16 protein-coding genes are annotated in these 19,077 nt (G+C 68.5%); 10 read left to right on the top strand and 6 right to left on the bottom strand.

Going from position 1 to position 19,077, the window contains the following annotated elements; genetic code table 11:
• Positions 1–11 precede the first annotated feature (11 nt).
• Genes B5Y19_RS03640 through B5Y19_RS03655 form a run of 4 tightly spaced genes read right to left on the bottom strand, consistent with a single transcriptional unit; the run spans position 12 to position 5,161 of the window.
• Entirely contained in the window at positions 12–2,324 is a 2,313-nt protein-coding gene (locus B5Y19_RS03640; protein WP_055730930.1) for a molybdopterin-dependent oxidoreductase, read from the bottom strand.
• Positions 2,321–3,562 (bottom strand): CaiB/BaiF CoA transferase family protein, encoded by a 1,242-nt coding sequence (locus B5Y19_RS03645; RefSeq protein ID WP_079591120.1) that lies wholly within the window; start codon positions 3,560–3,562, stop codon positions 2,321–2,323. The genes B5Y19_RS03640 and B5Y19_RS03645 overlap by 4 nt, the downstream gene beginning before the upstream one ends.
• Before the next feature lie 37 nt (positions 3,563–3,599).
• Positions 3,600–4,349, bottom strand: coding sequence for a CoA transferase (locus B5Y19_RS03650; RefSeq protein WP_055730929.1), 750 nt, complete (start codon positions 4,347–4,349; stop codon positions 3,600–3,602).
• A complete protein-coding gene (locus B5Y19_RS03655; RefSeq protein WP_055730928.1) occupies positions 4,346–5,161 on the bottom strand; it encodes a CoA transferase subunit A in 816 nt (271 codons plus the stop codon). The genes B5Y19_RS03650 and B5Y19_RS03655 overlap by 4 nt, the downstream gene beginning before the upstream one ends.
• 256 nt (positions 5,162–5,417) lie before the next feature.
• On the opposite strand from B5Y19_RS03655, the gene B5Y19_RS03660 reads away from it, so the two are divergent.
• The 8 genes from B5Y19_RS03660 to B5Y19_RS03695 all read left to right on the top strand — a co-directional run bounded on the left by B5Y19_RS03660 (position 5,418) and on the right by B5Y19_RS03695 (position 13,976).
• A complete protein-coding gene (locus tag B5Y19_RS03660; RefSeq protein WP_079591121.1) occupies positions 5,418–6,560 on the top strand; it encodes an ABC transporter ATP-binding protein in 1,143 nt (380 codons plus the stop codon).
• Positions 6,557–8,347: an ABC transporter permease subunit gene (locus tag B5Y19_RS03665; protein WP_079591122.1), complete on the top strand. Its 1,791-nt coding sequence runs from the start codon at positions 6,557–6,559 to the stop codon at positions 8,345–8,347. Before B5Y19_RS03660 ends, B5Y19_RS03665 begins: the two co-directional genes overlap by 4 nt.
• A 38-nt stretch (positions 8,348–8,385) precedes the next feature.
• Positions 8,386–9,477 (top strand): extracellular solute-binding protein, encoded by a 1,092-nt coding sequence (locus B5Y19_RS03670; protein ID WP_055729119.1) that lies wholly within the window; start codon positions 8,386–8,388, stop codon positions 9,475–9,477.
• 95 nt (positions 9,478–9,572) lie between these two features.
• Positions 9,573–10,331, top strand: coding sequence for an IclR family transcriptional regulator (locus B5Y19_RS03675; RefSeq protein ID WP_055729118.1), 759 nt, complete (start codon positions 9,573–9,575; stop codon positions 10,329–10,331).
• Positions 10,332–10,400: 69 nt separating this feature from the next.
• The gene (locus B5Y19_RS03680) at positions 10,401–11,396 is read left to right on the top strand and encodes an MDR family oxidoreductase (protein WP_055729117.1); all 996 of its coding nucleotides are present in this window, start codon (positions 10,401–10,403) and stop codon (positions 11,394–11,396) included.
• 85 nt (positions 11,397–11,481) lie between these two features.
• A complete protein-coding gene (locus B5Y19_RS03685; RefSeq protein ID WP_055729116.1) occupies positions 11,482–12,171 on the top strand; it encodes an L-fuculose-phosphate aldolase in 690 nt (229 codons plus the stop codon).
• 60 nt (positions 12,172–12,231) lie between these two features.
• The gene (locus tag B5Y19_RS03690) at positions 12,232–13,188 is read left to right on the top strand and encodes a carbohydrate kinase family protein (RefSeq protein ID WP_055729115.1); all 957 of its coding nucleotides are present in this window, start codon (positions 12,232–12,234) and stop codon (positions 13,186–13,188) included.
• 41 nt (positions 13,189–13,229) lie between these two features.
• A complete protein-coding gene (locus tag B5Y19_RS03695; protein WP_055729114.1) occupies positions 13,230–13,976 on the top strand; it encodes an SDR family NAD(P)-dependent oxidoreductase in 747 nt (248 codons plus the stop codon).
• A 116-nt stretch (positions 13,977–14,092) separates the two neighbouring features.
• Here B5Y19_RS03695 and B5Y19_RS03700 read toward each other — a convergent pair whose 3' ends face one another.
• Both B5Y19_RS03700 and B5Y19_RS03705 read right to left on the bottom strand, forming a co-directional pair.
• Entirely contained in the window at positions 14,093–15,844 is a 1,752-nt protein-coding gene (locus B5Y19_RS03700; RefSeq protein WP_079591123.1) for an amidohydrolase, read from the bottom strand.
• Positions 15,845–15,924: 80 nt separating this feature from the next.
• On the bottom strand, positions 15,925–16,752 hold the full coding sequence (locus tag B5Y19_RS03705; RefSeq protein ID WP_079591124.1) for a hypothetical protein: 828 nt from the start codon (positions 16,750–16,752) through the stop codon (positions 15,925–15,927).
• Positions 16,753–17,096: 344 nt separating this feature from the next.
• Between B5Y19_RS03705 and B5Y19_RS03710 the strand changes: the two genes are divergently transcribed.
• Together B5Y19_RS03710 and B5Y19_RS03715 are read left to right on the top strand one after the other, a co-directional pair.
• Positions 17,097–18,110 carry a helix-turn-helix domain-containing protein gene (locus B5Y19_RS03710; RefSeq protein ID WP_055729112.1) on the top strand — a complete coding sequence of 338 codons (1,014 nt, stop codon included), beginning with the start codon at positions 17,097–17,099 and terminating at the stop codon, positions 18,108–18,110.
• Between the two features lie 161 nt (positions 18,111–18,271).
• Positions 18,272–19,075 (top strand): DUF72 domain-containing protein, encoded by an 804-nt coding sequence (locus B5Y19_RS03715; RefSeq protein ID WP_055729111.1) that lies wholly within the window; start codon positions 18,272–18,274, stop codon positions 19,073–19,075.
• The last annotated feature ends 2 nt before the right edge of the window (positions 19,076–19,077 follow it).

Genomic DNA, 19,077 nt, shown 5'->3' on the forward strand with positions numbered 1-19,077 from the left:
GAAGGGCGGAGCTAGACGGCAACCAGCCGCTCCATCTGCTCGCGATAGTGTTCGATCGCATCGCCGGCCTCGCCTTCATAGGGCTCGATCCTGACCAGGCAGGTATGGGCCGAGCAGCCCTGGCCGAAGCGGGAGGTGCCGATGTCGACCGTCAGGACGTTCGGGTTGCCGGCGATGTCGAGGCCGCTATTGCCGGTTGGCGTGAACCAGGCGCCGGTCGGCAGGACGACGACCCTGCGCCGGACATCGTCGGTGAGCCGGGCGGTGGCCAGGCAGGCGCCACGCTCGTTCCAGAGCCGGATCGTCTGGCCGTCTGCGATGCCGAGCACGGCGGCGTCCTGCGGATGCAGGCGCGCCTGCTCGCGGCCGCCGCGTTTGGCGGCCAGGCTGGCGGGGCTCGTCTCGAGCTGGCTGTGCAGCCGGCCCTCCGGCTGATGCGAGATCAGGTGAAACTGATCGATCGCATCGGCCGCACCGAGCCATTCGACCGGCTCGATCCAGGCCGGGTGAGCCGGGCAGTCGTCGTAGCCGAGCGCGTCGAGGGTCTGGCTGCCGAGGACGATGCGCCCGCTCTCGGTGCCCAGTGCATTGTCCTCGGGCCGCTCGCGGAACTCCGACAGATAGGTGTGTTCGGCCTCTGTCGGGCAACGGGCATAGCCCTGGGTCCAGAAGGTGTCGAAATCCGGCATCGCGAAGCCGAGGCGCGCGGCGGCGTCCGCCCGGGTCGCCTCGTAGAGATGGCGCAGCCAGCCCATTTCGTCGCGGCCCTCGTCGAAGGCCGGCCCGACGCCGAGCTTCTCGGCGATGGCGCGGAAGATCGCGAAATCGGAACGGGAATCGCCGACGGGCCCGATCGCCTTGTGCATGGCGATGACGCAGTCCGAGCGCTTGTTGCCGGCGATGTCGTTGCGCTCGATCGAGGTGTTGGCCGGCAGCACGATGTCGGCGCGCTGCGCGGTCGCCGTGAACATCGGGTCCTGGACGATGATCGTCTCGGGCCGCGTCCAGGCCTCGGCGAGACGGTTGAGGTCCTGATGATGATGATAGGGGTTGCCGCCGGCCCAGTAGACCAGCCGCGCATCCGGATAGGTCCGGGTTTCGCCCTCGTAGCTGTATTCGCCGCCGGGGTTGAGCAGCATGTCGCTGATCCGGGCGACGGGGATGAAGCTCTCCAGCGGCTTGCGCAGCTGCGGGAGCGCCGGCGATTTCGCGAGGTTGATCGGGGCCCCGACCCCGCCGAGCGAGGCATAGCCATAGCCGACGCCGCCGCCGGGAAGGCCGATCTGGCCGGTCATCGCCGCCAGCGCCAGCGCCGCCCAGAAGGGCTGCTCGCCATGATGGGCCCGCTGCAGGCTCCAGCTCACCGTCAGCATGGAGCGGGTCTCGACCAGCCGCTGCGCCAGATCGGCGATCCATGCGGCATCGAGCCCGGTGATGCCGGCCGCCCAGGCTGCATCCTTGACCGCTCCGTCCCGGCTGCCGTCGAGATAGCAGATCAGCCGCTCGGAGCCGCTGGTGCAGCGTTCGAGGAAGGAGCGGTCATGCCGGCCCCGCTTCAGGATTTCGCCGGCGAGCCCGAGCATCAGGGCGGTGTCGGTGTTCGGCCGGATCGGCCACCATTCGGCAGCGACCCAGTCCGGGATGTCGTCGCGCAGCGGCGAAACCAGGATGACCTTCACGCCGCGCGCCGCGATCCTGTGCAGATGGGTCTCGAGCGCGTGGCTCGCGATGCCGCCGGCCTCGTTCTGCGCGGTCCGCGGCGAGAGCGCGCCGAAGACGACCAGCGTCTCGGTATGCTCGGCGACGGTGTCGAGGGTGTTGGCCTGGCCGCCGCAGGCGCCGTCATCGCCCAGCGTGTGGCGCAGGATCACCGGGCCGGCCGCGATCGAATAGGTGTCGACATGGCCGGTATAGCCGCCGACCAGGTTCAGCATGCGCTTCAACTGCGAGGGGGCGTGGTGGAAGCGCCCGCAGCTCGTCCAGCCATAGGAGCCGGCGAAGATCGAGGCGTTGCCGAAGCTTTCCGAGACGCGCCGGATCTCGCCGGCGACGAGCGAGGTGGCCTCGTCCCAGCTCACCGGCACGAAACGGTCGCTTCCCCGGCCGCGGCGGTCGCTGTTCTCGCGGTTTTCCAGCCAGCCCGAGCGAACCAGCGGCGTCAGGACGCGGCGCTCCGTGCTCGCCCAGTCGCGCACCGACTGGTTGATCGGCGACGGCGAGGGATCGTGCTCGAAGGGCTCGATCCCGACGATCCGGCCGTCCTCGACCAGGATCGTGTAGGCGCCCCAGTGACTGCAATGCGGGAAGCGCCGGACCTTGCTCATCCGTGCACCTTCTGTCGGTCGGCCGCCTTCGCGTCCGTTTCGGGGTCTTGCGCCTCGTCTGCCGGCGCGAAGCCCGGCAAGGCATCGGCGAAGAGATCGCCCTGCACGCCGGCCTCGGCGAGGATCGCGGCGGTGTGCTCGCCGAAGCGCGGCGGCGCCATGCGGTAGCTGGCCGGAGTCCGCGACAGCTTGATCGGGCTGCCGGTGCCGCGATAGGCCCCGATATCGACCACCATCCCGCGGTGATGCGTATGCGGATCGGCCATCACCTGGTCGATGTTGCGGACGGCGCCGCAGGGCACGCCGGACTTGATCAGGCGCTCGGCCAGCGGGGCGCAATCGAAGCCCGCCATCGCGGTCTCGAGATCGAGCTTGAGCGCATCGCGGTTGATGTTGCGGTCCTTGTTGGTGGCGTAGCGTGGGTCCTCCGCCAGTTCCGGCCGGCCGATGACCTTGCAGAGCGTGGCGAATTGCCGGTTGTTGCCGACGGCCAGGAAGAGCGGCGCATCGCGCGTGGCGAAGACGTCGTAGGGGGTGATGTTGGGATGGGCGTTGCCGGAACGCCCGGCGACCTTCCCCGACAGATAGTAGTTCGGCAGGTGCGGATGCAGCAGGGAGACCCCGCAATCATAGAGCGTCGTCTCGACGAACTGCCCCTTGCCGCTCGTAGCCCGTTCCTGCAGCGCCATCAGGATGCCGATCACGGCATTGAGGCCCGTCACCATGTCGACGACGGGCAGCCCCACCCGCAGCGGCTCGCCGCCGAGCTCGCCATTGACGCTCATGATGCCGGCGGACGCCTGGATCGCGGCGTCGTAGCCGGGCAGGCCGCCGAGCGGGCCGTCCGCGCCGAAGCCCGAGACGCGGCAATGGACGAGGCGCGGGAAGCGTCGTTCCAGCTCCTCGCGCCCGAGGCCCCAGCGCTCGAGCGTGCCGGTCTTGAAGTTCTCGATGAAGACGTCGGCGCTCTCCAGCAGGCGCAGCAGCAGCTCGCGGCCGGCCTCCTGCGTCAGGTCGAGCGCCATGCCGCGCTTGTTGCGGTTGAGGCCGAGGAAATAGCTCGCCGCGCCGTCGAGGAAGGGCGGGCCCCAGCCGCGCGTCTCGTCGCCCGCGGGCGGCTCGATCTTGATGACGTCGGCGCCATGGTCGCCGAGGATCTGGCCGGCATAGGGGCCGCCGAGAACGCGGCTGGCATCGATCACCTTGATGTCGGCGAGGGAGCCGGTGCGAGAAGTCATGTCCTGTCCTGCTGGCTGTCTCGGGCGGATCGGCGCGTCACGCATGGATCTCGCGCCGCATCTGGCTTGCGAATTCGGGATAGGTTTCCGAGAGCTCGTGCATGACCTGTCCGCGCAGGAGGTCAAGCGTCGCCCGGTCGGGCAGCTCGGTCTGCGGCGGCCGGTCGGCATGCTCGAATCTGAAGCCCGTCGCCTCCCGGACCTCGTCGAGCCCATGGCCGGGGTGGAGGCTCTCCAGCGTGAAGCCGGGGCGGGCCTTGTCGAAGCTGAACAACGCCTTGCCGGTCAGCAGCGCCATCGGCCCGCCGGTCCGGTAGATGCCGGGCTCGCTGATGCCGGGCGCGCTGGTGAAGTCGACCTTTTCGACGAAGACGCGCGGGCTGTGCTCCTCGCGGAAGAGGATGACGCGGGGCACGACGAAATAGAGATAGGCCGAGCCGAAGGAGCCGGGCCAGCGTGGCGCCGATACCGGATAGTCGCCGATGCCGACGAGGTTGATGTTGCCGTGTCCGTCGATCTGACCGCCGCCGAGGAAGAAGGCGTCGATCCGCCCCTGGCCGGCACAGTCGAACAGTTCGACCGAGCCGTTCGTGAAGAAATTGTGCTCGACGGAGCCGAGGATCGAGATCCGGACCGGCGGTGCGCCGGCGCGCTGCTTCAGGGCGCGCAGCAGCATGGCGCCGGCGGCCGGAATCGGCGAGGAGGCGCCGACCGCGACATGCCGGACGCCGTCGAGCAGGCGCGCGATCGTCGTGATCAGAATCTCGCGGGGATGGATGTCCGTCATCGACCGGATTCCTGCAACTGCCCGGCCGGTGCCGCGGCCATGTACTCGGCGAAACCCTCCGCCGTGCGCGCGGCCTTGGCGTAGCGCAGGATCTCGGCGGTATCGGTCGCATACTCGCCCCAGAGACCATAGGGCCAGGCGCCGCGGGGGGCGACCGCGACTTCCGTCACATAGAGCGCGGGCAGGGTTCCGGCGGCGCTCATCTCGTTGCCGAGCAGGTTCTCCTCGACGATGCGCTCGACCGTGACCAGGGTCTGCTGCGCGGCATAGGCCATCGCGGCGAGCTCGCGCCGCCGCCCGATCCAGACATTGCCGTGGCGATCCGCCATCGGCGCATGGAAGATCGCGATGTCCGGCCTTGCGGCGGGGATCAGCACGATCGGGTCGCTATCCTCGGCGAAGGGATTGTCGATGACCCGCCAATCCGGCCGGAAGCGGAGGATGTCGCTGCCGATGATGCCGCGCAGGGGCTGGAAGGGATTGCCCTTCTGCGCGGCCATGAGCGCGGCATGGATCGCCGGGCAGGTCGCGTCCCTGACGACGATGCAGCCTTCCGCGATCGCCTGGTTGAAGCGCGGCGCGCCGCCGGCTTCGCCGAGCGAGACCGCGCTGGTCTCGACCGACCGGACGAGCCCGGCGCCGACCAGCTGGTCGACCTGCAGGCCGCCGGTGGGGACGCAGAAAAGGTCGAGGTCGCCGGCGCCATGCGCGATCAGGGCCTGGGTCATCGCCATCGAGACTCCGGCGTAATCGACCGGCAAAGCCAGCTGCATCCCCGCCTCGACACGGCGCGCCATGCCCTGCAGGTCCATCGCGTCCCTCCGTTTCCGCCCTGACGCCGTCAGCGAACCGTGGCGTCGTCATGTTCTAAATTATAGAACGATATTCTGAAAAATAACGTAGCGGCCTGCCAATCGCGCTGTCAATACGGCCATGGGCGGGCTCATTCGATGTCGCTCGTCATCCATCTCCGGCCCTGATGAGACAGCTTGACAGCGTCGCGATCAAGCTGATTATTGAAAGAAAACAGAATAGCGTTCTACATTTCAGAACACTGGGAGAAACGCGATGGCGACTGAACGGGCGTCTCTCGCCGAGCCGTCGGCGGAGGCGCGGATGTCGGGTGCGGCGCGCGCACAGGGCTCGATCGGCGCGGGCATCGTCCTGCGCGACGTGGTCAAGAACTACGGCGATTTCCGCGCGGCCGACTGCATCTCCCTCGACATCCGGCCGGGCGAGTTCATCACCCTGCTCGGCCCGTCCGGCAGCGGGAAGACGACCTTGCTCAACCTCATCGCCGGCTTCCAGAAGCTCGACAGCGGCGAAATGCATGTCGACGGCGCGCCGATCGATCATGTCCCGACGCATAAGCGCGGCTTCGGCATGGTCTTCCAGAGCTACGCGCTCTTTCCCACCATGACAGTCGCGCAGAACGTGGCGTTCCCGCTGCGCATGGCCGGCGTCGACCGCGCCACCGCGGAACGCCGCGTCGCCGAGACGCTCGAGATCATGCGGCTTTCCGAGCATGCGCAGAAGACGCCCTCGCAGATGTCCGGCGGCCAGCAGCAGCGCGTGGCCATCGCCCGCGCTATCGTCCGGCGCCCGCGGATCGTCCTGATGGACGAGCCCCTGAGCGCGCTCGACCGGCGGCTGCGGGAATCCATCCAGATCGAGATCCGCGAGCTGCACCGCGCCATCGGCAGCACCATCCTGTTCGTCACCCATGACCAGGGCGAGGCGCTGACGATGAGCGACCGCATCGCGGTGATGGATGCCGGGCGGATCGTGCAGATCGGCACGCCGGTCGACATCTACCGGCATCCGCAGAACCGCTTCGTCGCCTCCTTCGTTGGCGAGAGCAACCTGATCGAGGCCGAGATCGTCCAGCGTCGCGGCGCGACGATGGCGCTGCGCAACCGTGCCGGATACGTCTTCGAGGCCGATGCCGGGCACGGCATCGAGGTCGGGCGCGCGACGGTGCTCGTGCGACCGGAGCGGATCGCCATCGCCGACGGCCCCGGGCCGCACGCGATGCCGGTCACGGTGACCTCGGCGCTGTTCCTCGGAGAGGTCCTGCGGATCGAGGCGCGGACGGATAGCGGCGAGACGCTGCTGATCCGCTGCATGGATGCGGCCGGGCGGAGCCTGCCGGCCGCCGGGGAGCGCCTGCATGTGAGCTGGGGCGCGGCGGATTGCTGGGTGCTCGCGTGAGCGCCGCCGCGACCAGCTTCGCCGACCAGAGACACGGCAGCCTCCGCGGCAGGCTTTCGAACCCCGCGCTGCTCCTGCTGCCGGCCGGGCTCTTCCTCGGCTTCATCTACCTGCTGCCGGTCATCGACCTCGTCCGCCTCAGCGTCGGCGGGCCGACATGGTCGACCTTCTTCGAGCGGGTTTTCTCGGTGCCGCTCTACTGGGATTCGCTCGTTCGGACGATGCAGATATCCCTGACGGTCGCGACCCTGTGCCTGCTGCTGGGCTATCCGACGGCGCTCCTTATCCGGCGCACCTCCGGCATCACCCAGATCTTGATCACCGCGGCGGTGATCCTGCCCTATTTCATCGCGATTCTGATCCGCACCTATGCCTGGATGGTGCTGCTTGGCCGGAACGGCCCAGTGAACAAGCTTCTGGTCGGGCTCGGCCTCCTCAGCGAGCCGGCCCAGCTGCTGTTCAATCGCGGCACGGTCCTGCTCGGCATGACGGCGGTGCTGCTGCCGATCATGGTGCTCAGCATCTATTCCAGCGTGTCGCGCCTCGATGCGGCCCTGCCACGCGCCGCCCAGGCTTCCGGCGCCGGGCCGATCGCCACCTTCTGGCGCATCATGCTGCCGCTCACCCTGCCAGGGATGGGGGCGGGCTTCCTGCTCGTCTTCGTGGCCGCGCTCGGCTTCTTCATCACGCCGACCCTGCTGGGCGGGCCGGGCGACCAGATGTTCGCCATGCACATCGTCCAGCAGGCCGATTTCATCAACAGCGAGGGCTTCCTTCAGGCGCTTGCCGTCGTGCTGCTGGTCATCACCCTGCTCTTCGTCGGCGTCGCCGGCCACTTCCTCGGCTTCGAATTCATCTGGGGCGGCAGCAGGGCCGCCGGCGCGGCGGGGCAGGCGAGCGCCGCCGACGCCGGCGAGGGCGGCGCGCCGCGGCGCAGCCTCCTGAGCGGCCTCGCCGACCGGGTCGGCTGGCCCGTCCTGCGGCTGCTCGGCCGGCTCAGCCCCGCCTGGGGCAGCTGGACCGTCTTCATCCTGGCCGGGGCGGTGATCGCGACGCTGATCCTGCCGATCCTGGTGGTGATGGTGATCTCGTTCAGCAGCGCCTCCTACCTCACCTTCCCGCCACCAGGCTTCTCGCTGCGCTGGTACGAGAAATTCTTCTCCGATCCGAACTGGATGGACGCCTTCTGGCATTCCACGGTGATCGCCGCCGCCTCGGCCGTGATCTCGGTGGTGCTCGGCGCCTGCGCCGCGATGGGGATCGTGCGCAGCGAGATCCGCGGCAAGTCGGTGATCATGCTCCTGCTGGTGAGCCCGGTCATCGTGCCGCCGGTCGTGCTCGGCCTCTCGCTCTACAGCCTGTTCCTGCGCTTCGATCTGGTGGGGTCGATCTGGGGCCTGGCCTCGGCCCATGCGATCGGCGGCATCCCGCTCGTCGTGATCATCGTCTCGGCCGCGCTCCAGGGCGTCGACCGACGCCTCGAGCAGGCGGCGGCCCTGCATGGCGCGTCCCCGCTCACCGTCTTCCGCACGGTGACGCTGCCGGCGATCGCACCCGGCCTGGCGGCGGCGACCTTCTTCGCCTTCCTGCACTCGTTCGACGAGCTGGTGCTGTCGCTGTTCCTGTCGAGCGCGCAGCTCAAGACGCTGCCGCTGATGCTCTGGGCCGACATCAACTACCAGCTCAACCCGGTCCTCGCGGTGGTCTCCTCGCTTGAGGTCCTGCTGGTCGTGATCGGGCTCGCGCTCGCGGGCCCGGTGCTGGCGCGCACCCGCGCCGGCGCCTGATGCGCACACAACGAAAGAAAGAGAGAGGGAGGAAAGACATGGTGCAACGCATGACGATCTGGCGGGTGCTGCCCGCCCTGGCCGCGATGGCGCTGCCGCTCGGCCTGGCGCAGGGCGCGCAGGCCCAGAGCAAGGAGGTGATCGTGCAGGATCCGGGCGGCGCCTATGGCGAAGCCCTGCGCAAGATCATGTACGGGCCGTTCGAGAAGGAGACGGGCATCAAGGTCGTGACCGTCCAGGAGGCGCGCAGCGGCCCGCGGCTGAAGGCCCAGGCCGAAGCCGGCAAGGCCTCCTGGGACCTCGCTTTCATCTTCGACCAGGAAACCAAGATCCTCGGCGACTGCTGCCTGGCGGAGATCGACTACAAGAAGCTCTCCGAATCCGCGCAGAAGACGCTCGCCGCGATGCCGGACAACCTCAAGCGGCCCAAGGGCGTGGCGCTGCAGGTCATCGGCGTCGGCCTCGCCTGGAACAAGGACAAGTACAAGGCCGGTGCCGAGCCGCAGAACTGGGCCGATTTCTGGGATGTGAAGAAGTTCCCGGGGCGGCGCTGCATGCCGGCCTGGTCGCGCTTCACCTTCGAGGCGGCGCTGATGGCGGACGGCGTGCCGAAGGACAAACTCTATCCGATCGACATGGAGCGGGCGCTGAAGAAGCTCGCCGAGATCAAGCCGCATGTGACGAAATGGTGGACCACCGCCGCCCAGCCGCCGCAGCTCCTGCTCGATGGCGAGGCCGACATGTGCATGGCCTATACCGGTTCGATGAGCAAATTCGCGCTCGAGGGCGCGCCGGTGGCGATCTCCTGGAACCAGGGCTTCGTCTATTACGACTTCTTCTCGATCCCGAAGGGCGCGCCGAACTACGAGAACGCGCTGAAGGTGCTGTCCTGGCGGCTCGACCCCAAGCGCGCGGCGACGCTCACCTCGAACTTCCCGGTCGCGCTGCCTTCCTCCGTCGTCTTCGACGCGGCGGACCCGAAGATCAGCGGCTCCTGGGCGAACAACCCCAAGAATCTCGCCCAGGCGATCGAGTGGAGCCCGGATTATTGGGGGGCGACCTCTCCCGACGGCCGCTCGACCAATGAGGAGCACGGCCAGGAAAAGCTCAACGCGCTCTTGGCGAAGTAGCCGTTCGCGGAGGCGGCCGCCGGCAGGCGGCCGTCTTCCCGCGGAGCGCGGCCGGGAATAGAGATTAGCCAGGTTCAGGAGACCGGGTTTACACGATGGACAAGGCGTTCACGAAGGGGCTGCGGCTCCTCGAGGTCCTGGCGCGCAGCGACAAGCCTCGCGGGATCACCGATCTCGCGAAGGAACTGGAATTCACCAAGAGCAATGTGCACCGCCTGCTGGCGACCTTGCAGGCGCAGGGCTTCGTCCGGCAGATGCCGCCGCCGAGCAGCACCTATGAGCTGACGCTGAAGATCTGGGAGCTTGGAAGCAAAGTCGTCCGGCGCCTCGACCTCGTCTCCATCGCGCGGCCGGCCATGGAGAAACTGGCCCAGGCGACGGGCGAAACGGTTCATCTCTCCGTGCTCGACGACACCGACGTGGTCTATGTCGACAAGATCGAGAGCAAGCATCAGATCAGGGCCCATACCAGCGTCGGCATGCGCGCGCCGGCCTTTGCGATGGCGACCGGCAAGGCGATGCTGGCGCATGAGCCAGACGAGGCGCTCGACCGCTTCCGGCCGCTCTTCAAGCGCTACACCGCGACGACGCGGGTGACGCCCGAGGAACTCATGGCCGATATCCGGCAGATCCGGCAGCAGGGCTACGCGACGGTGCTGCAGGGCGAGTGGCGTGACGGGATCGCGGCCTGTGCCTGCGCGATCCTCGGCCAGGCCGGTGAAGTCGCCGGTGCGATCGGCATATCGGGCCCGGACTCCCGGCTGAAGCGGAAGGAACTGAAGCAGTTCTCGGAAGACGTCCGGGAGGCGGCGCGCTCGATCAGTGCGGCGCTCGGCCATCTGCCACGGCATTGAGAACAGCGGCATGCGCGGGCCGGCGCATCCGGCAAAACGAAATCATCGCAACAGCGAGAAGGTCGAACCATGAACGATAGCTTCCGGGCCATGATGATCGTCGATCACGAGGGGCGCCCGCGCGCGGAGTTCCGCGATCTCACAGTGGCGGAGCTGCCCGACCATGACGTGCTCGTCGAAATCTCCTTCTCGACGCTGAACTACAAGGACGGCCTCGCGATCAGCGGCAAGGGGCGGATCGCGCGCCGGCTGCCGATGGTGGCGGGGATCGATCTTGCCGGAACCGTGGTCGAGAGCCGCTCGCCCGACTGGAAGCCGGGCGACAAGGTCCTGGTCAATGGCTGGGGCCTGTCCGAGACGGAGTGGGGCGGCTATGCGCGCTTCCAGAAGCTGAAGCCGCAATGGCTGACGCGGCTGCCCGACGCCTTCACCTTCGAGCAGGCCATGGGCATCGGCACCGCCGGCTACACGGCGGCGCTCTGCGTCGACGCGCTGGAGGATTGGGGGGCGATCGCGCCCGGCGGCCGCGAGGTGCTGGTGACGGGCGCCGCCGGCGGCGTCGGCTCGACCGCGATCAGCCTGCTCGCCCGCAAGGGCTACACCGTCACCGCGGCGACGGGCCGGCCGGAGACGCATGCCTATCTGTCGGAACTCGGCGCTACCGCCTTCGTCGACCGGGCCGCGCTGGCGGAGAAGGGCGGCGCGCTGCAGAAGGAGCGCTGGGGCGGTGCGGTCGATTCCGTCGGCTCGACCACCCTGGCCAATGTGCTGGCGCAGACGGCTTATGGCGGGGCGGTCGCCGCCTGCGGACTGGCGGGCGGCATGGACCTTCCGGCGACCGTCGCGCCGCATATCCTGCGCGGCGTGAGCCTTCTCGGCATCGACAGCGTGATGGCGCCGGCCGGCAAGCGCGAACGCGCCTGGAAGACGCTGGCCGATCACCTCGACAAGGCGCAGCTCGGCCGCATCGCCCGCGTCGAGCCGATGTCGGCCCTGCCGGCCCTGGCGGAGGAGATCGTCGCCGGCAGGATCCGCGGCCGCGTGGTCATCGACGTCAGCCGCTGATCGAGGCCCGCGGCGTGCGTCGGCACGGGCGGGCGCGCCTCGTCGCGATTATGGAATGTTGTTCTGACATAGGGAACACGATGCAATGAGCAGCCGGGACGACCGCGCGTTGCGGCAATCCATCGTCACGGCCTGCCGCGAGATGACCGCGGCGGGCATCAACCAGGGCACCTCCGGCAATATCAGCGTGCGTGTCGAGGACGGCATCCTGCTGACGCCTTCCGGCCTGGCCTATGACCAGATGACGCCCGACGACATCGTCTTCATGGACTGGGATGGCGGCTGGACGGCGCGGGAGGGCAATGTGCCCTCCACGGAATGGCGCTTCCATCTCGACATCCTGAAGGCGAAGCCGGAGGCGGGCGCGGTCGTCCATGCCCACCCGACCTACTGCACGACCCTGGCGATCATGCATCGCGGCATCCCCGCGATCCACTACATGATCGCCGCCGCCGGCGGTAACGACATCCCCTGCGCGCCCTATGCCCAATACGGCACGGCCGAGCTGTCGCGGCTGGCGCTGGAGGCGCTGGCCGATCGCCGCGCCTGCCTGCTCGCCCATCACGGCCTGATCGCGACCGGGGTCAGCCTGCGCAAGGCGCTGTGGCTCGCCGTCGAGGTCGAGACCCTGGCGCGGCAATATCACGGCTGTCTCCAGATCGGCACGCCGCCGCTGCTGCCGGACGAGGAGATCGACAGCATCCTCAAGCGCTGGGGCCAGTACGGCCTGCGCGAGCGCAAGCCGCAGGTCTCCGCACCGGCCGCCGGCGGCTGAGGCGGCGCTGTCGCCCCGCCTTTGCCACCATCCACCCACTTCGATCCCGAGAAACCTGCCATGTCGCCCTCCCATGATGTCAGCGTCTGCGGCTCCTACATCCTCGATATCCTTGGCGTGCCGGTGAGCGACATTCCGCCGGGCGGCACGCGCTACCTGATTGACGAAATCCGCCTCACCGTGGCGGGCACGGCAGGCGGAACCGTCGTTCCCTGCGCACGGCTCGGCCTGAAGGCGCTCGCGGTCGGTGCGGTCGGCGAGGACGAGAAGGCCGATTGGGTGCTCGACGCGCTGCGCCGCGACGGCATCGACGTCTCGGTGATGGAGCGCATCGCCGATAGCCCGACCTCGGCCACGATCCTGCCGATCCGGCCGGACGGGTCGCGCCCCGCCCTCCATGCCCGCGGCGCTTCCGCCCGCTGGCGCATTTCCGCCGCGGCGCAGGCTCGCGCCTGCCAGGGGCGGATCGTCCATCTCGGCGGCGTCGGCTCGCTGCTGGCGATGGATGGCGAGCCCTCCCGCGCGCTCCTCGCCGATGCGCGCAAGGCCGGCCGCACCACGACGCTCGACCTGATCTCGGCCCGCGCCGAGACGCTGGCGCTGCTGGAGCCGCTCCTGCCCGAGGTCGATTTCTTCATGCCCAGCATCGACGAGACGGCGGTGATGGTCGGGACGGATGATCCGGCGGCCTGCGCCCGCTTCTTCCTCGAGCGGGGCGCGGGGGCCTGCGCGATCTCGCTCGGCGGCGAGGGCTCCTTCGTGATGACGCGGGACGGCCAGAACTTCACCATGCCGGCTTTCGAGGTCCCGGTGCGCGACACGACCGGCTGCGGCGACGCCTATTCCGGCGGCTTCATCGCCGGCCTCGTGCGGGGCTGGGAGCTCAGCGAATGCGCAAGGCTCGCGACCGCGACGGCCGCGCTGGTCGCTACCGGCCTGGGTTCCGGCGCCAACCTCGTTTCCTTCGACGAGACCGTGCAGGCGATGAACAGCCTGCCGGTCCGCAAGCCCGCCTGAGCGCGACCGCTATCTCTTTCTCATCTGAAGCGAGAACCGACATGACCAGACACGCCATCGTGACGGGGGCCAGCCGCGGCATCGGCCGGGCCATCGCGCTTGGACTCGCCGAGCGCGGCTACGACCTCGCGCTCACCGATATCGGCCCGCAACAGGCGACGCTTGCGTCGGTCGCGGGCGAGGTCGCCGAGCGGGGTCGACGCTGTGTCACCATCCTGGCCGATGTCAGCAATCCCGAGGATTGCCGCCGCTCGGCCGCCGAGGCGGTGCGCGGGCTCGGCCATGTCGATGCCCTCGTCAACAATGCCGGCATCCTGAAGCTCGCCTCGATCGAGGAGCTGACGCCCGAGCTCTGGGACACCACGCTCGCCGTCAATGCACGCGGCGTGTTCCAGATGACGCAGGCGCTGATCCCGCATATGCGCGAGCGGCGCTACGGCCGCATCGTCAACATCGCCTCGCTCGCCGCGCGGACCGGGGGGCCGGGCCAGTCGCACTACGCGGCGTCGAAGTCGGCGGTGGTCGGCTTCACGCGCGTCTCGTCGATGGAGCTCGGCCAGCACGGCATCACCGTGAACGCGGTCTGCCCCGGCATCATCCAGACCGAGATGGGGATGAACAATCTGCGCGATCCCGAGCGCGTGGCCTATTTCGAGAAGGTCACGGACCTGCATCGGCTCGGCAATCCCGAGGACGTGGTCGGGCCGGTCGCCTTCTTCGCCTCGGACGATTCCGCCTTCGTGACCGGCCAGGCGCTGAACGTGGATGGCGGCATCTTCTACAGCTGAGGATGCCCGCCGGTCCGGCCCTTCCCGAGGAGGGGCGGACCGGCGACCTTCCGAAGCGCGATGTCGGATCGCTGCGCACCTTGCCGGGGCAGCGACCCGCCTTCTTTGTCGATACCCTAGCCGACGTGGCGCTGGACGCCGTCCATCCAGGTCTCGCTGACCTTGATCTTGCCGATCTTGACCTGCGGGGCGGTCGGGTCCTGCTCGAGGATGGCGAAATCGGCGAGCTTTCCGGTTTCGAGCGTGCCGATCTGGTCGTCCATAAGGCACTGCCAGGCGGCGTCGATCGTCACGGCGCGCAATGCGGCCTCGACCGGGATGCGCTCCTCGGGGAAGAAGACGTCGCCACCCTCGTGCATCACCCGCGTCACGGCATCCTCGACGCAGCGCAGCGGCTCGATCGGCGTGACGTTCCAGTCGGAATGCAGCGAGATCCGCAGATTCGCGGCGAGTGCCGAGGCGCAGGGGTCGTAGAAGCGTGCGCGCTCCGGCCCCAGCAGCCGGTCCCTGAACGCCTTGCCCCACCAGCGGACATGGCCGATCAGGAAGGACGGCGACAGGCCGAGCTGCTTCATCCTTGCCATCTGCTCGGGGTGGAGGACGCTGCAATGCTCGATGCGGTGGCGCAAATCGTGCTTGGGCGCCGAGCTGAGCGCGGCCTCATAGGCGTCCAGCGTCATGTCGATCGCGGCGTCGCCATTGGCGTGCACGCCGACCTGCCAGCCGCCGGCATGGGCCCGGCGGATGACGTCCGTGACATGCTCCTTGGTGTAGTTCAGCGCGCCGCGCCCGTTCGTGCCGAGATAGTTCTCGCGCTGATAGCCGGTCCGGGCCTGGTTCGAGCCGTCGGCCCAGGCCTTGATGCCGTCGACGCGGAAGAAGTCGTTGCCGCGGCCGGGCTTGATGCCCTGCTTCTCCCATTCGTCCATCAGGGTCGAGATCAGCATGCCCCGGTAGCGCAGCGGCGAGTTGGCGTTGCCGGCCACGGCATCGAGAAGCGCCAGGTCCTGCATGCCGGCCATCAGGCCGATGCCGTTGTCATGCACCATCGTGCAGCCTACCGAGGCGCAGCGCGCGATCAGGCGCCGCGCGCGCCCGGCCATCTCGGCGGCGCTCGGGGCCGGCATCTTGTCGATGATCATCTCCTGCGCGGCCATCTCCTCGATCCGGCCGGTCAGGTTTCCGTTGGAATCGCGGACGAAGCGCGCGCCTGACGGGTCAGGGGTGTCGCGGGTGATGCCGGCCGCCTTGAAGCCGAGGCTGTTGGCATAGGCGATGTGGCCGTTGCTCTCCTGCATGAAGAACGGATTGTTCGGCGCGAGGACGTCCAGCTCGGCGATCGTCGGGATCTTGGCGTCGCGGGTGATGCTGGCGTCGAATTGCTGGGCGCGCACCCACTCGCCCGGCTTGGCCTTGGCCACCCCGTCCTTGAGCTTGGCGATCACGGTCGCATAGTCGGGCGTCGTGATCGGGCTGACGTCGATCCAGTCCTCGAAGACCGTGAAGACGAAATGCATGTGCGGGTCGATGAGGCCCGGCATCAGGGTCCGGCCCTGAAGGTCGATCACCCGCGTCTTCGGGCCGCCGCGCGCCTGCACCTCGTCGAGCTTGCCGACCGCCAGGATCCGGTTGCCGCGGATGGCAAGCGCCTCGGCGCGCGGCGCCTTGCCGTCCATGGTCAGGACGGGGCCGCCCTTGAAGATGATGTCGGCCAGGTCCGATGCTGCCGCAGGCTGCGCCAGGGCCGGGAAGGGGTCTGTGCAGAGGAAGGCCGCCCCGGTGGCCGCGCCGAGATATTTCATGAAATCGCGGCGGGAGGCGGCGCTGCGCAGCACGGCCATCTGTCCAGGATTACAAGCCAGGCACATGCGATGCCTCCCTCGGTCACGACAATGGAAATGGAACTGGATCGGGCGCGGCGCGGGGGCCGTCACGCCCGGGAAACGCGCTAGAACTGGAAGGTGGCGCCGATGATCGGCCCGTGCTGCGTCACCTTCCACTGGAAGCTGCCGTCGCGATAATCCTGGTACAGCGCGCGATAGCCGGCGCGCAGGATGGTCGGGCGGCCGAGGAGCTCGGTGCGATAGCCGAGATAGGCCTGGCCGTTGAGGCTCAGCCGCGTGCCCGCGCCGAAGCCGCCGACATCGCCCTCCAGCATCAGGTTCCAGCGATCGGTCAGGTCGAGCTGGGCCCGCATGCCGAGATAGGGGTCGAGCCAGCCCTCGCTGTGGGAAATGTGGAAGCTGCCGAAGCCGAGGCGGCCGGTCATGCGCGACCAGCGAACGCCGGCGGTCGGCTCGAGTGCGAAGATCCGCGGCGTGCCGTTGACCGTGCTGCCGCCGAGCGCGGCCTCGTAGACGCGGTAATAGGCACCGACGGCCACCAGGGTGGAGCGCATGCCGACGCCGAAATCGTACCGGCCCAGGCGTTCGTCGCTGGAGACGTCGACATATTGCCCGTTGAGATAGGCGCCGAAGACGCCGTTGCCGATCTCGATGTTACCCATCACGCCGGCATTGAGGTTCTTCAGCGTGTCGCGGAAGGGCACGTCGACACTGCGCTGGAAGCCGAATGCACCGGCATCGCCGTTAAGCGAGGCGGCCCAGAGATAGGGGCTGACGCTGAGGGTCCATTCGCGCGGTACGGCTGGGCTGGCCTGGTCAGTCTTGGGTGCGGAGAGGTCGGCCGCGCTTGCCGGGAGCGTCGTGGTGGATGCCAGGAGGCCGAAGGAAGCGGCGGCCGCGACTCGGCGAAGGAAGGGAAAGGCAGGAATCATGTATCCGGGTCCGGCATCTGTCGTCTGTGCAGCGTCGATATCGAGAAACTGGGGCATCGCGCGTGGAGCGCCCTGAGGAGCTTTTGATTTCGCCTGTGCATCACCTCGGACGATGAGGGCGTCGTCGCTGGGCGAACACCGCCATCTTGAACGGGCATACTCCCATGCGGGGGCCGATTCGGATGCAGCGTCACGTCTCATATTCCATGGCGTCGCGTCTCAGTGCCGAGCATGGTGAACCGGCCGGAGCGTGCGGTTACGCGCCATCAACCAATTCGCCCGCATTCTGCATCCCAGAACCGGGTTTCGCATGAGAGATCGGTAAACCGGCTGGGGGCGGCTCGGTGGCAAACGAAATCATCCTGTCGACCGATATGGTCGAGCCAGCCGCGCGGACCGACCTGTGCCGCGAGATGTCACGGCACTTCTTCGAGCCGAGAGCGCTGTCCGAAGGCGCCGAACCGCTCGAATTGTCGCTGCGCTCGCGCCTCGTCGGGCGCATGGCGGTCGTCGCATCCCGGCACGGGCCGCAGCGCTATCGCCGTGAGCGCCGCCATATCGCCGCGGGGATGGACCAGTACTTCATCCGCCTGCTCCTGAATGGCCGGCACGAAGGCGCCTGCGGGGAGCGTCCGACCGCGATCACGGCCGGCGATATCTGCGTCTTCGATCTGAGCCGACCCTTCTGCGGCGAGGTCGACCGCGGCGCGATGCTGTCGCTGATGCTGCCGCGAAGCGCCGTCGAGAAAGCGGCCCCGGGGCGCGATCTGCACGGCCTCGTTCTCGAGCGGGGCGCACCGGTTACGGTGTTCCTGACCGACTTCATGGCGAGCTTCGCCAAATTGTCGGAAACCCTGGATGAAAGCGAGACGCTCGCCATCGAGGACGCCGCGATCGGGCTCCTTGGCGCTTGTCTGTCGCGGCAGGCGCCGCCGCGGGATCCGGCGCTCGGGCTCGTGCTGCGCCACCGCCTGCTCGATTTCATCGAAAGCCACCTGGCGGCTCCGGATCTCGGCCCGGCCTTGCTGATGCAACGCTTCCAGGTCTCGCGCGCCCATCTCTATCGGATGTTCGTGGCGGAGGGTGGCGTCGCGGCCCTCATCCGCGACAAGCGGCTCGATGCGGCCTTCCACGCCCTGGCCTCCGTCAATGGCGGCCACTGGTCGATCGCGAAGATCGCCCACAGCTTCGGCTTCTCCAGCGCGACGCAGTTCCATCGCGCCTTCCGGGCGCGGTTCGGCGTCACCCCGAGCGAGGCGCGACACGAAACCCGACCCGGCACGGCCGGCCTCCAGGCCGCGATCGTCGGCTGGCACGAGCACTGTGTGCAGAGACCCCGCATGGCGGCGAGAGACTGAACGATGCGCTCCGTGCGGTCGCATCCCGCTATGCGTCGCCCATCCTGACACATCCCACCCGCGCCTCGCGCTAGGTTCGCGGCGATCTCGTTGGAATCGGGTGGCGGGGCGCGGTCGCCGGAGGCACTATCGCGCGCGTCATCGAACAGGAAGGCAGCGCCATGGCGGCCAGGACGGGCAGGATTCGTATCGGCATCGGCGGCTGGGTGTTCGAGCCCTGGCGCGGCGCCTTCTATCCGGGCGGCCTGCCGCAGAAGCGCGAGCTCGAATATGCCTCGGGCAAGCTGACCTCGATCGAGATCAACGGCACCTATTACGGCTCGCAGAAGCCCGAGAGCTTCGCGAAATGGCGCGAAGAGACGCCGGACGACTTCGTCTTCGCGCTGAAGGGTTCGCGCTTCTGCACGAACCGCCGCGTTCTGGCGGAGGCCGGGCCCTCGGTCGAGAAGTTCCTGACCAGCGGCCTGACCGAACTCAGGCACAAGCTCGGTCCGATCAACTGGCAGTTCGCGCCGACGAAGAAGTTCGATCCCGCGGATTTCGAGGCGTTCCTCAAGCTCTTGCCGAAGGAGCTGGACGGTATCGCGCTGCGTCATGCCGTCGAGGTCCGGCATGACAGTTTCCGCGTGCCGGACTTCGTCGCGCTGCTGCGCGGCTATGGCGTCGCGGCGATCACCTCGGCCGATGCGGATTATCCGCAGATCGCCGATGTGACGGCGCCCTTCGTCTATGCGCGCATCATGGGGACGCAGGAGGCGGAGCCGAAGGGCTATTCCGAGGCCGGTCTCGGACGCTGGGCCAAGGCGGCGCAGGCCTGGGCCGAGGGCGGCGTTCCGGAAGGGCTGGAGACGGTGGCGCCGGCCGCTCCCCGGGAGAAGCGCGACGTCTTCCTCTATGTCATCAGCGGCGGCAAGGTGCGCAATCCGGCTGCCGCGATGGAACTGATCGCCCGGACGGCAGGCTGAGC

The organism is Allobosea thiooxidans (assembly GCF_900168195.1).
Classification (GTDB): Bacteria; Pseudomonadota; Alphaproteobacteria; order Rhizobiales; family Beijerinckiaceae; genus Allobosea; species Allobosea thiooxidans.

What these genes read in the sequence shown, in the direction of transcription:
- B5Y19_RS03680 (WP_055729117.1), top strand. Translation starts at nt 10,401, where the DNA reads ATGAACGATAGCTTCCGGGCCATGATGATCGTCGATCACGAGGGGCGC.
- B5Y19_RS03670 (WP_055729119.1), top strand. Translation starts at nt 8,386, where the DNA reads ATGGTGCAACGCATGACGATCTGGCGGGTGCTGCCCGCCCTGGCCGCG.
- B5Y19_RS03675 (WP_055729118.1), top strand. Translation starts at nt 9,573, where the DNA reads ATGGACAAGGCGTTCACGAAGGGGCTGCGGCTCCTCGAGGTCCTGGCG.
- B5Y19_RS03715 (WP_055729111.1), top strand. Translation starts at nt 18,272, where the DNA reads ATGGCGGCCAGGACGGGCAGGATTCGTATCGGCATCGGCGGCTGGGTG.
- B5Y19_RS03685 (WP_055729116.1), top strand. Translation starts at nt 11,482, where the DNA reads ATGAGCAGCCGGGACGACCGCGCGTTGCGGCAATCCATCGTCACGGCC.
- B5Y19_RS03700 (WP_079591123.1), bottom strand. Translation starts at nt 15,844, where the DNA reads ATGTGCCTGGCTTGTAATCCTGGACAGATGGCCGTGCTGCGCAGCGCC.
- B5Y19_RS03645 (WP_079591120.1), bottom strand. Translation starts at nt 3,562, where the DNA reads ATGACTTCTCGCACCGGCTCCCTCGCCGACATCAAGGTGATCGATGCC.
- B5Y19_RS03705 (WP_079591124.1), bottom strand. Translation starts at nt 16,752, where the DNA reads ATGATTCCTGCCTTTCCCTTCCTTCGCCGAGTCGCGGCCGCCGCTTCC.
- B5Y19_RS03655 (WP_055730928.1), bottom strand. Translation starts at nt 5,161, where the DNA reads ATGGACCTGCAGGGCATGGCGCGCCGTGTCGAGGCGGGGATGCAGCTG.
- B5Y19_RS03695 (WP_055729114.1), top strand. Translation starts at nt 13,230, where the DNA reads ATGACCAGACACGCCATCGTGACGGGGGCCAGCCGCGGCATCGGCCGG.
- B5Y19_RS03650 (WP_055730929.1), bottom strand. Translation starts at nt 4,349, where the DNA reads ATGACGGACATCCATCCCCGCGAGATTCTGATCACGACGATCGCGCGC.
- B5Y19_RS03690 (WP_055729115.1), top strand. Translation starts at nt 12,232, where the DNA reads ATGTCGCCCTCCCATGATGTCAGCGTCTGCGGCTCCTACATCCTCGAT.
- B5Y19_RS03660 (WP_079591121.1), top strand. Translation starts at nt 5,418, where the DNA reads ATGGCGACTGAACGGGCGTCTCTCGCCGAGCCGTCGGCGGAGGCGCGG.
- B5Y19_RS03640 (WP_055730930.1), bottom strand. Translation starts at nt 2,324, where the DNA reads ATGAGCAAGGTCCGGCGCTTCCCGCATTGCAGTCACTGGGGCGCCTAC.